Source organism: Haloarcula sp. Atlit-120R, assembly GCF_003665885.1.
GTDB classification, from domain to species: domain Archaea; phylum Halobacteriota; class Halobacteria; order Halobacteriales; family Haloarculaceae; genus Haloarcula; species Haloarcula taiwanensis.
This window is the reverse complement of record NZ_QPLN01000001.1, coordinates 127,434-141,027: the sequence shown is the minus strand read 5'-3', so window position 1 is coordinate 141,027 and position 13,594 is coordinate 127,434. Positions and strand designations below refer to the sequence as shown.

General features: G+C 65.8%; 13 protein-coding genes. 6 read left to right on the top strand and 7 right to left on the bottom strand.

Annotated features, from left to right (window positions below; genetic code table 11):
• Positions 1–151: 151 nt before the first annotated feature.
• The 3 genes from DVK01_RS00740 to DVK01_RS00730 are packed head-to-tail and all read right to left on the bottom strand — an operon-like array spanning position 152 to position 2,896.
• Positions 152–802, bottom strand: coding sequence for an AIR carboxylase family protein (locus DVK01_RS00740; RefSeq protein WP_101350487.1), 651 nt, complete (start codon positions 800–802; stop codon positions 152–154).
• A gap of 46 nt (positions 803–848) precedes the next feature.
• The gene (locus DVK01_RS00735; protein ID WP_101350486.1) at positions 849–1,271 is read right to left on the bottom strand and encodes a hypothetical protein; all 423 of its coding nucleotides are present in this window, start codon (positions 1,269–1,271) and stop codon (positions 849–851) included.
• 2 nt (positions 1,272–1,273) lie between these two features.
• Positions 1,274–2,896 carry a uracil-xanthine permease family protein gene (locus tag DVK01_RS00730; RefSeq protein ID WP_121535105.1) on the bottom strand — a complete coding sequence of 541 codons (1,623 nt, stop codon included), beginning with the start codon at positions 2,894–2,896 and terminating at the stop codon, positions 1,274–1,276.
• Between the two features lie 124 nt (positions 2,897–3,020).
• Between DVK01_RS00730 and DVK01_RS00725 the strand changes: the two genes are divergently transcribed.
• Together DVK01_RS00725 and DVK01_RS00720 are read left to right on the top strand one after the other, a co-directional pair.
• On the top strand, positions 3,021–4,292 hold the full coding sequence (locus DVK01_RS00725; protein WP_101350484.1) for a HEAT repeat domain-containing protein: 1,272 nt from the start codon (positions 3,021–3,023) through the stop codon (positions 4,290–4,292).
• 42 nt (positions 4,293–4,334) lie between these two features.
• A complete protein-coding gene (locus DVK01_RS00720; protein ID WP_121535104.1) occupies positions 4,335–5,957 on the top strand; it encodes a phosphatidylserine/phosphatidylglycerophosphate/cardiolipin synthase family protein in 1,623 nt (540 codons plus the stop codon).
• Between the two features lie 15 nt (positions 5,958–5,972).
• Here the strand turns inward: DVK01_RS00720 and DVK01_RS00715 are convergent, their stop codons facing one another.
• On the bottom strand, positions 5,973–7,886 hold the full coding sequence (locus tag DVK01_RS00715; RefSeq protein WP_121535103.1) for a DHH family phosphoesterase: 1,914 nt from the start codon (positions 7,884–7,886) through the stop codon (positions 5,973–5,975).
• A 94-nt stretch (positions 7,887–7,980) separates the two neighbouring features.
• On the opposite strand from DVK01_RS00715, the gene DVK01_RS00710 reads away from it, so the two are divergent.
• Both DVK01_RS00710 and DVK01_RS00705 read left to right on the top strand, forming a co-directional pair.
• Positions 7,981–8,478, top strand: a complete 498-nt coding sequence (locus DVK01_RS00710) for a Mov34/MPN/PAD-1 family protein (RefSeq protein WP_101350481.1) — start codon at positions 7,981–7,983, stop codon at positions 8,476–8,478.
• Positions 8,475–8,906, top strand: coding sequence for an adenylyltransferase/cytidyltransferase family protein (locus DVK01_RS00705; protein WP_101350480.1), 432 nt, complete (start codon positions 8,475–8,477; stop codon positions 8,904–8,906). Before DVK01_RS00710 ends, DVK01_RS00705 begins: the two co-directional genes overlap by 4 nt.
• Here DVK01_RS00705 and DVK01_RS00700 read toward each other — a convergent pair whose 3' ends face one another.
• Positions 8,907–9,332, bottom strand: coding sequence for a hypothetical protein (locus DVK01_RS00700; RefSeq protein ID WP_101350479.1), 426 nt, complete (start codon positions 9,330–9,332; stop codon positions 8,907–8,909).
• Positions 9,333–9,551: 219 nt separating this feature from the next.
• Between DVK01_RS00700 and DVK01_RS00695 the strand changes: the two genes are divergently transcribed.
• The gene (locus tag DVK01_RS00695; protein WP_101350478.1) at positions 9,552–9,818 is read left to right on the top strand and encodes an ATP synthase subunit C; all 267 of its coding nucleotides are present in this window, start codon (positions 9,552–9,554) and stop codon (positions 9,816–9,818) included.
• A gap of 77 nt (positions 9,819–9,895) precedes the next feature.
• Here the strand turns inward: DVK01_RS00695 and DVK01_RS00690 are convergent, their stop codons facing one another.
• Positions 9,896–11,056, bottom strand: a complete 1,161-nt coding sequence (locus tag DVK01_RS00690) for a pyridoxal phosphate-dependent aminotransferase (protein WP_121535102.1) — start codon at positions 11,054–11,056, stop codon at positions 9,896–9,898.
• Positions 11,053–11,466, bottom strand: a complete 414-nt coding sequence (gene ribH / locus DVK01_RS00685; protein WP_101350476.1) for a 6,7-dimethyl-8-ribityllumazine synthase — start codon at positions 11,464–11,466, stop codon at positions 11,053–11,055. The genes DVK01_RS00690 and ribH overlap by 4 nt, the downstream gene beginning before the upstream one ends.
• A 134-nt stretch (positions 11,467–11,600) precedes the next feature.
• Between ribH and DVK01_RS00680 the strand changes: the two genes are divergently transcribed.
• Entirely contained in the window at positions 11,601–13,574 is a 1,974-nt protein-coding gene (locus DVK01_RS00680) for a flippase activity-associated protein Agl23 (protein ID WP_121535101.1), read from the top strand.
• The last annotated feature ends 20 nt before the right edge of the window (positions 13,575–13,594 follow it).

The window sequence follows — 13,594 nt, the reverse complement described above, 5'->3', positions numbered from 1 at the left end:
CGGTATCTCCTATCGTCTGTCGGTTAGAAGTACTCGCATATAAGGGTTCATTGTTCGGTTTTTCGGCCCTGTGGGTCTTTAAGAGCCGACGCGCTCTCAGACCGAAAGTGCCCTGCATCCGCCACACCACCCAGGTGTGTCCCCCCGCTGTTCACTCGTCCCAGTACTCGCGTTTGAATCCGGGCGTCCCGAGTTCGTGGAGATCACGTGACGCCTCGCCGACGTCAGTCTGCAGACCCTCGTGATATGAGACGAGGCGGTCACGGAGTTCGTCGTACTGTCGTGCGAGAATCTGTACCGCGGAGAGCGCGGCGTTGAAGGACTTGCCGGCGTCGACCGCGGTGATGGGCGCGCCCTGTGGCATCCCGATGACCGAGTCGACGGACTTCTCCTGCACTGGGACACCGATGACAGGCAGCGGATAGGCGATGCTGGCGGTCATGTTCGGCAGGTCCGCGGATTTGCCGCCAGCACCGGCGATAATAACGTCGACACCGCGGTCGGCGGCCGTCTCCGCGTACGCGTACATCAGATCTGGCGTCCGGTGGGCCGAGCAGACGAACGTCTCGAAGGTGAAGCGGCTCTCGGGCGCGTCGGTGTAGTCCGTCTGTTCCTCGAAGCCGAGTTCGTCCGCGAGCGCGGCGTAAGCTCCCGGCCGCTTGCCCTGCCCGCCGGCCATCGTCGGCAGGTCCGAGTCAGATCCCATGATGATGCCGACGTCGGGCGTCAGGTCGTTCGGCCGGTCCATCTCGGCTTCGTCGTGTAACTGGTCGATGAGCGACTGGACGCTGTCTGCGGACATACGACCCACTGTGACGGGGACCGGCGTAAGTGTGGGCGGTTTCCGGTCAGTCGGTCAGCACCTGCTCTAATTCGGCACGCAACGTCTGTGGGTCCGCGGGGAAGCACCTGAGCGGGTCGGCACGGCCGGCGACCCGTATCCTGAGTGCGTACCGTTTGCGGTAGGTGAGTGCGAGGCTGACGGCACCAGCGACAGCGAAGGCCCCGCCGAGGAGGACGGACCGGCCGAGCGACAGCAGGCCGAACCCGACCAGCGCGGCGCTCATCACCGCGAGAAACCAGTCGATGTCCTGCAGACTCACCTCGACCACGTCGTCGAGGTCGACGACCACCGGCTCGTCATCGCGGTCGACCACAAGGCGGTCAGCACCGAGGACGATAGTCCCGCCGGTTCGGAGTGTGCCCGTGTACTGCTCGGTGTCGACGGGTAGTTCGGTGCCTGCGGTCGTGCCGTCGCCGTCCTCGCCCACGGTCAGTCGTCGCTCACCGCGGACGGACGATCGCCGCCGCGGCCGCGGATCCGGTCTGCTGCTGAGACGTATTCACTGTCGTCTTCTGTGAGCGCGGCCCAGGCCGCGAGGCCGCGTTCCTCGCGGGACCCGGGCACGGTGTTGTCGAGGATGAAGGCGACAATGCCACCGACGACCATCCCGGTCCCGCCCATGACGAACAGCGTTGTCGCAACCACATCGGTTCCGAGGACGCTCCCCAGCACCGGCACGGCCGCGAGGCCCTGCTGGAGGGCCGTTGCACCGCCGACGTCCATCCCCTGGCCGACCTGGCTCATGTACTCAGGGACTGCGAGACCGGCAAAGAGCGCGAAGCCGACGATGAAGACGTTTCGGTTGGCATCGAGGTCGACGTACTTGAGCTGTGAGAGGCCCACGGCGGCGATCTGTCCGAACATGACGATATAGAGGCCGCCGATGATTGGCGACGGAATGGTCGCGAACAACTGGCCCGCTGGTCCGAAGTAGCCGACCAGAATCATCACCGCAGCGCCAATCTGTACGACGTAGCGGGACGCGACGCCGGTGATGGCGATTGCGCCGACGTTCTCAGTGTAGGAGGTGCAGCCGTTGCCGGTGCCCATGATGCCAGCGAACACGTTTCCGACTCCCTCCATGCCGATACCGTCGTTGATCCGATGGCTGTTCGGCGCGCCGCGGCCGGCGATGCGGGCGACGGAGTGGTAGTCGCCGAAGCTCTCGACGACGGAGGCGAGCATTCCAGCGAACATCCCGACGATGAAACCCGGCGTGAACTGCGGGAGCCCCCACTGGAACGGGTAGATGGGCTGGACAAGCGGTGCGCTCGCGACCGAACCGAGCGAGACGTAGCTGACCGAACCCGAGGTAAAGACGCCGGTGACCGAGAGCAGGGCTGCGACAGTCCACGCAAACAGAATACCCAAGAGTACGGGAAAGAGCTTGAACGCCCGGTGGCGTCGGTCGAGGTACTGTGAACACGCGATAATCGAGAGCATTGTCAGCCCGAGCAGCCACCAGTTCTGACCGGTCCCCGGGTCGCCGAAGTTCGGGTTCGCTATCTGTGGGACGTTAAACAGCGAGAGGCCGATGAGCGCGATGACCGGCGCGATGACGACCGGACCGACGTACCGCTTCAGCTTTCCCATGAGACCGCTGTAGCCGATTACCATCTCGACGATACCAGCGACGATGACGGCCCCCTGTAGCTCTACGAGCATGGTCTGCCAGCCTGCGCCCTGCTGGGCCAGCACGCCGATAATGGCCAGCCCGGGTGCAAGCATTGAGAACGTTCCGCCCTGAACGATCGGGTACCTGTTTCCGAGCGTCGTCTGGGCGAGCGTCGCAATGCCGGAGACGACGAAGAACGTCCCGATGAGACGGCCGACCTGCTCCGGCGCGGCCTCGAACATGCCCATCGCGCCCGCGAGTCCGAGCGGAATCGCCACGGACGCGCCGATCATCGTCAGGTAGTGCTGGACGCCGAGCAGTATCGCCTGCTTTCGCGGCGGCTTGTCGTCGATGCCGTACTCGACGAAGCCGGCGGTTTCCGGTTCCTCCGGTGTGGTCGGGTTTTGTCCGTCGTCCGGTGGTGTCGCGTCAGTCATGCTCGCTACCCATGGCACTGCAACTCCCGATACATATTCTTTGCTCGTTGGCCCGGCAGCGACGGGACGCAACCGCCGCCGCGAAAGGAAAACGCTCTTGGCCCGCTCCGACACAGTCTTGGACATGAGCAACGGGGACGACGAGGCCGACGCGTCGGACGACGCCGAGGCAGATGGGAGCGACGTGACCGCCGAAGAACTGGAATCGCGTCTCACAGAGGCCGGCGACGCGTTAGAGGCCGCAGAGACGGAAGCCGACCTCGACGACGTTGAGTCGTCCCTCGACGACATCGAGAGCGACCTCGAAGCCGCTGACCTGCCCGAACCCGACGAGGACGACGATGACGCCGATGACCCCCGGGAGGAACTGGAGTCACAGCTCTCCGACCTCCGCGACGATCTCGGTGCACAGCGCGGCCCCTACGCCGAGGATGTCGTCGCCATCGTTTCCGACGCCGCCGACACTGTCACCGACAGCGAGTGGACCGACGACGGAGAGGCCGAGGCTCAGGACGCCGTCGAGACGTTCCTCGACGAAAGCGCGGAGTTCGTCGACCACGACGCCGACACGGGCGGCGATTTCGTCGCTGCCGGGGACGCACTGAGTACAGTCGCCGACGCCATCGACTCGGCAAACCTCGACCCCGACGAGGACGCTGAGACTATCGAGGGCCTTCTCGAAGCGGCCGAGACGCTAGAAACGGGGCTCGAAGATGCCGAAGTCTGGGACGACCTCACAGTGCAGGAGCAACTCGACGCGCGTGGGTTCTACGACATCCTGACGAACGAGAACCGAAAAGACTTCCCGCCGGAGTGGAACGCCGCAAAGCTCCACGCCGAAGAAGGGGACTTCGAGCAGGTGCTGTTCGCCTACGACAAGCTCGGGTCGGAGTTCTTCGACGGCTACATCGTCGACCTCCTGTACAACCTCGGGAGCGACGCCGAGCCGGCCTTTGACGCGATGCACCAGCGCGCACAGAAACGCGACAAGGGGCCCATCGAGGTACTGGGGAAAATCGGCGACGAGCGCGCCACCGAGACGCTGCACGACTATATCGACGGCGACGGCGATCCCGCGCTCCAGAAGGTCACGCTCCGCGCGCTGGGCGCTATCGGCAGTGCGGAGTCGGTCCAGCCGGTCGCCAATCGGCTCGACGCTGACAGTGAGGAGGTCCGCTCGGTCGCGGCTCGGGCCCTCGGCCTACTTGGGGATACTCGCGCTATCGAGCCGCTGAGCGACGTCCTCAAATCCGACGACAGCGACTCAGTTCGCGCCTCCGCCGCGTGGGCGCTCCGACAGATAGGGACCGAAGCGGCCCTCGACGAGGCCGCCCGCTATACGGACGACCGCGCGTATCTGGTCCAGGCCGAGGCGGAGAAAGCGGCGAGCGCCTGAGCCCGGGAACCTTTTTATGCGAAAGGGCGGCCAGACGCCCCGATGCGGTCGCTCACACTCGTCTGTTGCGTGCTCGTCCTCGTAGCCACGGCCCCACAGACCGCCACCGGACAGGCCGCTTCGACCGCGACGACGGCCGGCGGTCCCGACGAGCCGTCGATTCACGCGGTGTACCCGGACCCCGTCGCCGGCGGCGACGAGGGGGAGTTCGTCGTCCTCAGCATTCCTGACGAGACCAACATCGGGGAGTACGCCGTCACCGACGGCGACAGCACCGCCCCCGTTCCGAACACGACCGCTAGCGGGCGCGTCGTCCTCTCGACGGCACCGAACCGGACCCGGACGCTCACCGACTGGGCGGTCGTGGGCCTCGGTGGACACCTCGGGCTGGCAAACAGCGGCGAGCGTATCCGACTCCAGCGCGGTAACCGGACCGTCGACGCCGTCCGGTACGCCGACCCGGCGGAGGGCGAACTCGGCGTCGTGCACGGCTCGGTCGTCCGCTGGCGACCGCTTGGCGCGACCGACCGCCCCGTCGTCAGGGCCGCCGGTGGCGAGGTCCGTGCGTTCACGCTGCCGGATACACCCGCTGCTCCGATTCGGCCGATCCGAAACGCCGACGAGCGGGTGTACCTGGCCGGGTACACACTCTCCTCGGCCAGGGTCGCCGACGCCCTCATCGCCGCCCAGCGCCGCGGCGCGACAGTCCGCGTCCTTCTCGAAGGTGAACCGGTCGGTAGCCGCACCGCCGCGGAAGCCCGCACCCTCGACCGGCTGACCGAGGCCGGCGTCCCGGTTCGGGTATTGACAGGCTCGCGCGCCAGATACCGCTACCACCACGCCAAGTACGCCGTCGCCGACGAGCAGGCCGTCGTGCTGACGGAAAACTGGAAGCCCGCTGGCACCGGCGGCAACAGCAGTCGGGGCTGGGGCGTGGTGACGGCACAGCCGCGGGTCGTCGCGGGGTTGAACCGGACGTTCCGTTCCGACGCCGGCTGGCAGGACAGCAAGTCGTGGGGGCAGTACCGTCGGGGCCGGCAGTTCGAGCGCGGAGAGCCGGCAACTGGGGAGTATCAGACCCGCTTTTCGGCAGAGTCGGTGACGGTCCGGCGGACGGACCTCCTGGTCACCCCGGACAACGCGCAGGGAGAGCTCGTCGCGACGATAGACAGCGCGGACGACTCCGTCGACGTCGTCCAGCCGACAGTCGGGGACTGGGACAGCCCGCTACTCCGGGCGCTCCGTCGAGCGGCATCCCGCGGCGTCGAGGTCCGCCTGCTCCTCAGTGACGCGTGGTACGTCCGCGAGGAGAACGCACGGACGGCAAAGCGGTTCCGGGAGTGGGCCAAGCGCAACGACGCGGCGCTGGCGGCCAAGGTGGCCGACCCCGACGGCCGCTACGAAAAGATACACGCGAAAGGCGCAGTCGTCGACGACGAGCGCGTCGTCGTCGGCAGCCTCAACTGGAACGAGCAGGCGGCGACGGAGAACCGGGAGGTCGTGGTGGTACTCCACGGGAGCGACGCGGCGGCCTACTTCGGCGCGGTCTTCGACACGGACTGGGCAGCCGGCGGGTTCGACACGCCGGTCGGGGTCCTCGCCGCGGTGGTCAGTCTCCTCGTGGTCGCCGGACTCGCCGCTCGCCGCGTGTCCTTCGAGGCGTAAAAACGAGCGCTGACCCTATACTTCTTCGGGCAGCGCCGTCGAGCTTCCGAGGTCCTCGTCGATCTCGGCTTCGGCCATCTTCTCGACGAGAGCGTCGATGACCGACTCGCGGCGGCCCTTGACGAACTTGATGGAGCCGACAACGAGGTGGCCGCCCCCAGAGACGCCGCCACCGTCGACTTCCTCGGTTAGTTCGGTGACCATCCGCGGGATGTCCAGACGAACACCGTCCGAGCGCAGGACAGCGAAGTCCGGGCCGTAGCCGATGGTGATGACGGGGTCACCGGTCTCCGCGACCTTCCGGTCGTGGATTTCGCCGGTGGTCTTGCCGGGGGCGGGGTACGTGAATCGGTGGGCGTGGTTCTCCACGTCGATGGTGTAGAGGTGTGCGCCGTTGTCGAGGCGCTCGTGTTCGACGTGGCTCATGGCGGCGTCGAGCTGGTCCTCGACGTCGCGTTCGGCCCGCTCGGCCAGGAAGTCGACGACTTCTCCGTGGCGGTCCCGGTCGTCACAGTCGACGTTTAGCACGTCGGTGATGAGCTGTTCGCCGGAGTTGTAGCGCAGCCAGTGGGTCGCGTAGTCAAGCGCCTCGCCGATGTCGCGCAGGTCGGCCTCGTCGTAGTCCTTCTCGCCGGCGAGGTCGATGTAGTCGCGCATCGCCTCGGCCTCGGAGCGGTCCGACAGGCCCGCGACCGCGGGGACGTGTCGGAGGTCCTCGGTGAGGTCGGGGTCGATCATCCGGGCGAGTTCGACACAGAGCATGCCCGTCGTGATGCGGTAGTCCTCGTCGTGGAGGTAGGGATTGACGTGTTGTTCGATGAGCGGTTCGACGGCCTCCGGGTCCGGATGGTGATGGTCGACAACGACAACCGGGATGTCGTAGTGCCGGAGGTTGCGGTAGGCCGGCGTGTCCTCTTCGGTCGAGCCGTTGTCGAGCATCAGCAGCATCGGGAGCTTCTGGCCGTGGCGGGTGCGGTCCTCTAGCGCGAAGTTGAGGTCTCGGGTCACGTCCTCCATCTCGTAGTAGGGGGCCTTGCTCGGCAGGCGCTTGAGGAGGTGCTGGGGCGCGCTGGCGTCCTCGTACTGGGAGGCGATGAACGATTCCAGCGCGACCTGTAGCGGGACGCTTGCACAGAGTCCGTCGCCGTCGGCGTGGTGGCGCATCCGGATCGGACGGCCCGAGAGCACCGTCTTTCGGAGTTCCGTCGCGACTTCACGAAGGTCGTCCCACAGCTTCTCGAAAGCGGGCCACTCGACGAGCGGCTCCACGTCGGCTGGTTCGGCGGCCTCGGCCAGCGCGGCGTCGAGGTCGCTCTCCACGTCGGCAGCCGCGTCGCCGTCGAGGACAGTCAACGACTCGGCCTCGACCTGCAGGCCGTCGTCGCGCTCTTCGGCCCGGCCCGAGACGCGGACGATGTCGTCGATCTCCACGTCGGGATGGGCGCGGACGCCAGCTTCTTCGAAGGCAGCACACGGGACGATGCCGGTTTCGTCACGGACCTGGAACACTGTGGGACCGCCGGTCTGTTTGATTTGGACGACCTGGCCCTCGATGATGACCGTCTCGCCGGTCGCGTCGGCGAGGTCGGCGACGGTGGTCGCGTCGCCGTGGACGACGCGCTCGTCCTCGTAGTCGGCGACCCGTACTTCCTCGAAGCTCAGGTCGCCGTCGGGGCGGATCTCGCCGAGTTCGACGATGAGGTCGTCGCCCACGTCGTACTGGCCCAAGAGATTAGAGTCGTGGACGAGCCCGGAGACAGCATCGGAGAGATCGACAAACACGCCGTATTCGACGGTGCCGTTGACAGTTGCGTGATACAGTGCGCCTTCTTCGAGATCATCGGACGTACATTGGTCCGCGAGATCGTAGACGATGGTCCCGCCGTCGGGGACCGTCGCACCGTCACCGGTGCCAGTTGGCGAAGACATTTGTCAATCCTTCGGTGCTCCCCCGTTTGTACTCTTCGGAATCCGCGGAGGGCCGAACACAACGCGTAAAAAGCGTCCGACCCGACTGCGTGATATGGGGTTGTTCCGAACGGGCGGGATACTCGGGATCGCAGAGTCCGCACTCGAGTTCGCGCTCGCAGCCTCCGAGGAGGCCCATCCCAACGAATATATGGGCTTTCTCCGGGGCGATGACGCCAGCAAGCTCGGGCTCGACGACGACGGCACGGTGCTGACCGACGTACTAGTCATTCCGGGAACGGAGTCGAACCCGGTCAGCGCGACCGTCAAGACGAGCATGGTGCCAAACGACATGCGAGCGGCGGGATCGATTCACTCCCACCCGAACGGCGTCCTCCAGCCCAGCGACGCCGACCTGGCCACGTTCGGCCGCGGCGACGTCCACATCATTGTCGGCTACCCGTACGGCCGCGACGACTGGCAGGCCTTCGACAGCGACGGGAGCGAGGTCGACCTCCCGGTGCTGGACGTCGAGCCGCCCGAGGAGTCCTTCTTCGATTTCGACCAGGCCGACATCGACGCCGAACTGCGCGAGGAGGAGTTCGACAAGTGACCCGCGTCGTCGCACAGGGCACGTTCGATATCCTGCACCCAGGCCACGCCCACTACCTCGCAGACGCCGCCGACATGGGCGACGAACTGCACGTCATCGTGGCCCGGTCGGTCAACGTCACGCACAAGGAGCCGCCGGTCGTCCCGGACGAGCAACGGCGAGAGATGGTCAGCGCACTCAAACCCGTCGATAAAGCACATCTCGGCCACTCGGAAGATATCTTTGTCCCGATCGAACGCATCGAACCGGACATCATCGCGCTTGGGTACGACCAGCACCACGACGACGACCAACTCGAAGCAGCGCTGTCCGCCCGGGGTATCGACTGTGAGGTCCGCCGGGCCAGCCCGCTGGAGGCCCACGCGTCCGACCGACTGCTCTCGACGGGGGACATCATCGACCGGATTCTCGACGAGCGGAGCGAGTGATTACGCTTCGACAGTGACTGTCGCCTCCGAGACGGCGCGCTCGTCTGCGGTGGCCGTCCCGGCCTCGACCGCAAGCACGTACTCGCCGGGTGTCGCTCCGTTCGGGACGGCGACTGCCAAGCTGCCTGTCACTGACTCGGCGACGGGATCCCAGACTAGCTCGGGCGGATAGGACTCCCGCACGGCGGTCGGCTGCGGCTCGAAGTTCTCGTGTGCCACCTGCCAGCGCTCGGGAATCTCGGCCAACTGCCAGGTCAGGACGCCGACCGACGAGGCCTGTACCGCGATTCTCGCTGTCTCGCCTGGCGCGGCGGTCGCATCTGCCACTTCGATAGTGAGACCGCCGTTCGAGCCGCCGGGAGCCCCACAGCCGGCGAGACAGAGTGTCCCGGCAGAGAGGGCAAGCATTGTTCTCCGAGTTCGCATACCGGCTGTTCCAACGGTCGAGTCAAAACGGTTCGCACGGACCTGTGGCGAGTTCGAAAGGTGAGTTGTCCAGAGTGGCGACAATCAAGCGCTCCTCAGCCGGTAAAAGTGTACATTCGTGTTCCTTCACCACCGATAACCCTAAAAGGCGACCATGAGCACCAGAGTTTGGAATGTATCAGCCAGATGATTGTCCCTCCCCTCGGATACTAAGCCGCCATGTCAGGCACCGTAACTGCGGCTATGTTACAGACGGGTAGTCCTGCGATATCCGCCGAGGCAGCCAGCTATCTCGCCGGGGGACTTGCGGCCCTCGCCGTCGGGTTAGCGGCGCTTGGCTCCGGATTCGCCGAGCGCGGTATCGGTGCGGCGGCCGTTGGGGCCATCGCCGAGGACCCTGATATGTTCGGCCGGGGACTCATCCTCACGGTCCTGCCCGAGACGCTCGTCATCCTCACGCTGGTGACGGTGTTCGTCGTCACGTAACAAAACAGCCCGTTTCCGGGCCTCTCCCGGTTTTCGCCGTGGTTCGAGCGACTAGAGAGGGCTGTGTGAGCCGACGGTTAGATGAGGTCGGCCTCGGCCAGCCGGTCGACAGCTTCCTCCAGTCGTTCCTTGCTGTTGGCGTAGGAGATGCGGGCGTAGCCGGGCGTCCCGAACGCGGTCCCGGGGACGGTGGCGACCTGCGCCTCGGAGATGGCCTGGTCACACCACTCGGTGTCGTCGCCGTCCGGAGCGATTTCGGGCATCATGTAGAACGCGCCCTGGGGTTCGGGGACGTGGACACCGTGGTCCTCGAACAGACCCATGAGGAACTCGCGGCGCTCGGCGAAGGCCTGGCGCATCTCCTCGACGGCGTCGTCGGTGTTCGTGATGGCCTCGACGCCGGCGTGCTGGACGAAGTTCACGGCACACGAGACCGAGTGGGAGTGGACCTTGCCAGCCTGTGAGACCAGTTCTTCCGGGGCCGCGAAGTAGCCCAGCCGCCAGCCGGTCATCGAGTAGGCCTTCGAGAAGCCGTTGAGGGTGATAGTCCGGTCTTCCATACCCTCAAGCGTGCCCAGCGAGGCGGCTTCGACGCCGTCGTAGGTAATCTCCTTGTAAATCTCGTCGGAGATGACCGTGATGTCGTGCTCGACGGCGAGGTCGCGAACGCCCTCGAGCGCTTCACGGGAGTACACGGCACCGTGAGGGTTGCCCGGCGAGTTCACGACGAGAAGTTCCGTCTCGTCGGAGACGGCGTCGGCGAGGTCGTCGAGTGCGCCCTCCAGTTGGAAGTCGTGGGCGGCGGTGTCGACGCGGGTCAGCGTGCCGCCGGCGAGTTTCGCCATCGCCTCGTAAGACACCCAAGCCGGGTCGAGCAGGGCGACTTCGTCGCCGTCGTCGATGATGGTCTGGAAGATTTCGTACAAGGCCTGCTTGCCACCCGGCGTGACGATGAGGTTCTCCGGGCCGTACTGGGTGAGGCCGTCGTCGTGGAGCTTGTCGGCGATAGCCTCTTTCAGTTCGGGGATGCCGTTGGAGGACGTGTAGCCGGTGTGCCCGGCGTCGAGTGCGTCCTTGGCGGCCTGTTTGATATTCTCCGGCGTGTCGAAGTCGGGTTCGCCGACGCTCAGGTCGACGACATCCTTGCCCTCGGCCTCCAGTTCGGCGGCCTTGTTGCTGATCGCGAGGGTCGCGCTCGGTTCTACACGTTCGACGCGGGAAGCGAAGTCCATAGTCATTGTTCGAGTTCGGTGGCGAGTTCGATTGCGCTCCGGACGGCCGAGGCCCCCTTGTCGGTTCGGGCCTCAGCCTCGTCCTGGCTCATGCCCGGGCCGATGATGCCCAGCGTGACTGGGGTGTCGCGGTCGAGGGACACGTCGGTCAGCCCCTGCGCAGCGGCGTTGCCGATGACCTGGTCGTGGTCGGTGTCGCCGCTGATGATCGCGCCGAGGACGGCGACAGCGTCGACATCTGATCGGCGCGCGAGCCGGTCAGCGGCCAGCGGCGTGTCGTAGGACCCGGGGACATCAATCGACGCGATAATTTCGGCGTCGCTGTCGGCAGCGGCCTCGTAAGCCCCGTGCTCCATCTCCTCGATAACGGCCCCGTGTTTGTCGTACTGGGCGACAACCAGCCCGAGCTGCACCATACCTGACACCCGGGGAGGGCCGAATAAAGTACTACCGTTCCGTAGCTGGGGCCGGTCGCCGTGCCGAACGGCTGGATTAAAATCCTGTTATAGAAACCAGAAGGATTCTAATGCCCCATGTGCTTGAGCCAGGTATGGCTGAGCCGTCCCTGCCGTCCGCCCTCCGCGATGTCCGGGACCGGAGCCGGTCCTGGTTCGCGGACGACCCCCGCGCGACCGTGAAGCTCGTCGTCGCCGCGACGCTTCTCGGTCTCGTCCTCAGAGTCGCAGCACTCGGGAGCCGCGTCGCCCATTTCGACGAAGGCCGCGTGGCCTACTGGGCGCTCCATCTCCGCGATTCCGGGTCGTTCGCCTACCGATACATCATCCACGGTCCGTTCATCCAGCACGTCGATAGCTGGGTGTTCACCCTCGCCGCGCCGACCGATTTCACGATGCGGCTCCCAGTCGCGATTGTCGGTGGCCTGCTTCCGCTGACAGCGCTGCTCTTTCGCCGACACCTCCGGTCCGACGAGACAGTCTTCATGGCCGCCTTTCTCGCACTCAATCCAGTTCTCCTGTACTTCTCGCGGTTTATGCGTAGCGACGTGCTGGTCGCGGCGTTCATGTTCACCGCCTTCGGCCTGCTCGTCCGGTTTGTCGACACCCGGAAGGCGCGCTATCTCTACGGCTCCGGGGCGTTCATGGCATTCGGATTCGCCTCGAAGGAGAACGCTATCGTCTACGTACTGACGTGGCTCGGCGCGACCGGCCTCCTGCTGGCGAAGGTACTCGTGCTCCCGAACGGCTACCGCGACGCCGCCGCCTTCCTCCGAACCGTCCCGAGTATCGGTGCCATCTGGGGCCGCGTCGCTGGTCGCGTTCGGGCGGACGTCGGGCTTGTCGTCACCACCGTCCGCTCGTTCCGCGACCGCCACGACAGCGCCGCCTCCGTCCTCGCGGCGTACGCGAGTCATATCGTCCTCGCCGCGCTGGTGTTCGGCCTCATCTCGCTGTTCTTCTATGCGCCCCGCGGCGCTGGTGTCGCCGGTATCGAACATCCGCCAGCACCGGCCGCCAGCGGCGACATAAACTTCTGGTCCGGCGTGACGAACCCATCGCTGTTCCCGGAGCTCGTCCAGACCACCTGGGAGCGCGTCGCTGACCAGTACAGCGAGTGGTTCTCGCCGGCCTCGGAGAAAGCCACGACCACTGAAACGGGCCTCGTCGCGTCTATCGAGACGTTCTACGAGAGTGTCGACGGTCACTACGAGGTACTGCTGAAAGCGCTGGGCTACACTGCGGCACCGCTGCTCCTGTTCTCGGTCTTCGGGTACGCGGTCGACCGACTGGGAATCGTCGAGCCGCGTCACCTCATCCCGTTCGCGGCCTACGGCGGCTACGTCTCGATTCTGGGCTACCCCATCGGGACCGACATCGGCGCGCCGTGGCTCGCCGTCCACGTCGTCGTCCCGCTGTCGATTCCAGCCGCCGTCGGGTTCGCCGCCGTTGTCCGATGGGGGAACGAATCGCTGTCGGCTGACGACGTGACCGGCGCTGTCATCGCCGCCGCCATCGTTCTGCTCGTCACTGTACTCGTCGTCAACACGAGCGCAACGCGGGTGTATACAAACGAGCATCTGGAGGAGAACTCGCTGGTCCAGTACGCTCAGCCACAGGAGTCGCTCCGTGCGGATCTGGCCGAGATGGACCGGATCGCGACGGCCAACGGGAACGGCACCGATGTAGTGATGTATCACGGGGAGCGCGGCGATGCATACGACGGCGACGACGCGTACGTCAAGGAAGACCGCGGTGAGTGGAACGACTCGTGGTGGAACACCAGACCGACCTGCCTGCAGTGGCACAACTCGCTGCCGCTGCCGTGGTACTACGCGGCCGACGACGTGAACGTCTCGTGTGAGAACCGGCCCGACATGCTCGTCGAGCAGGCGGAGAGTGACCAGCCGCCGATAATCATCACCCAGCGGATTGACAGCACGGTCCCTGACGAACAGCTCGAAGCCGCCGGGTACGCGCCCAAGACCCACCGGATGCGAACGAAATACAGCTCGAACGACATGACAGTGTGGGTCCATGAGTCCTACGGCCGAGAACCGAACCGTTAACCCTGCTGCTGTGGAAGCGC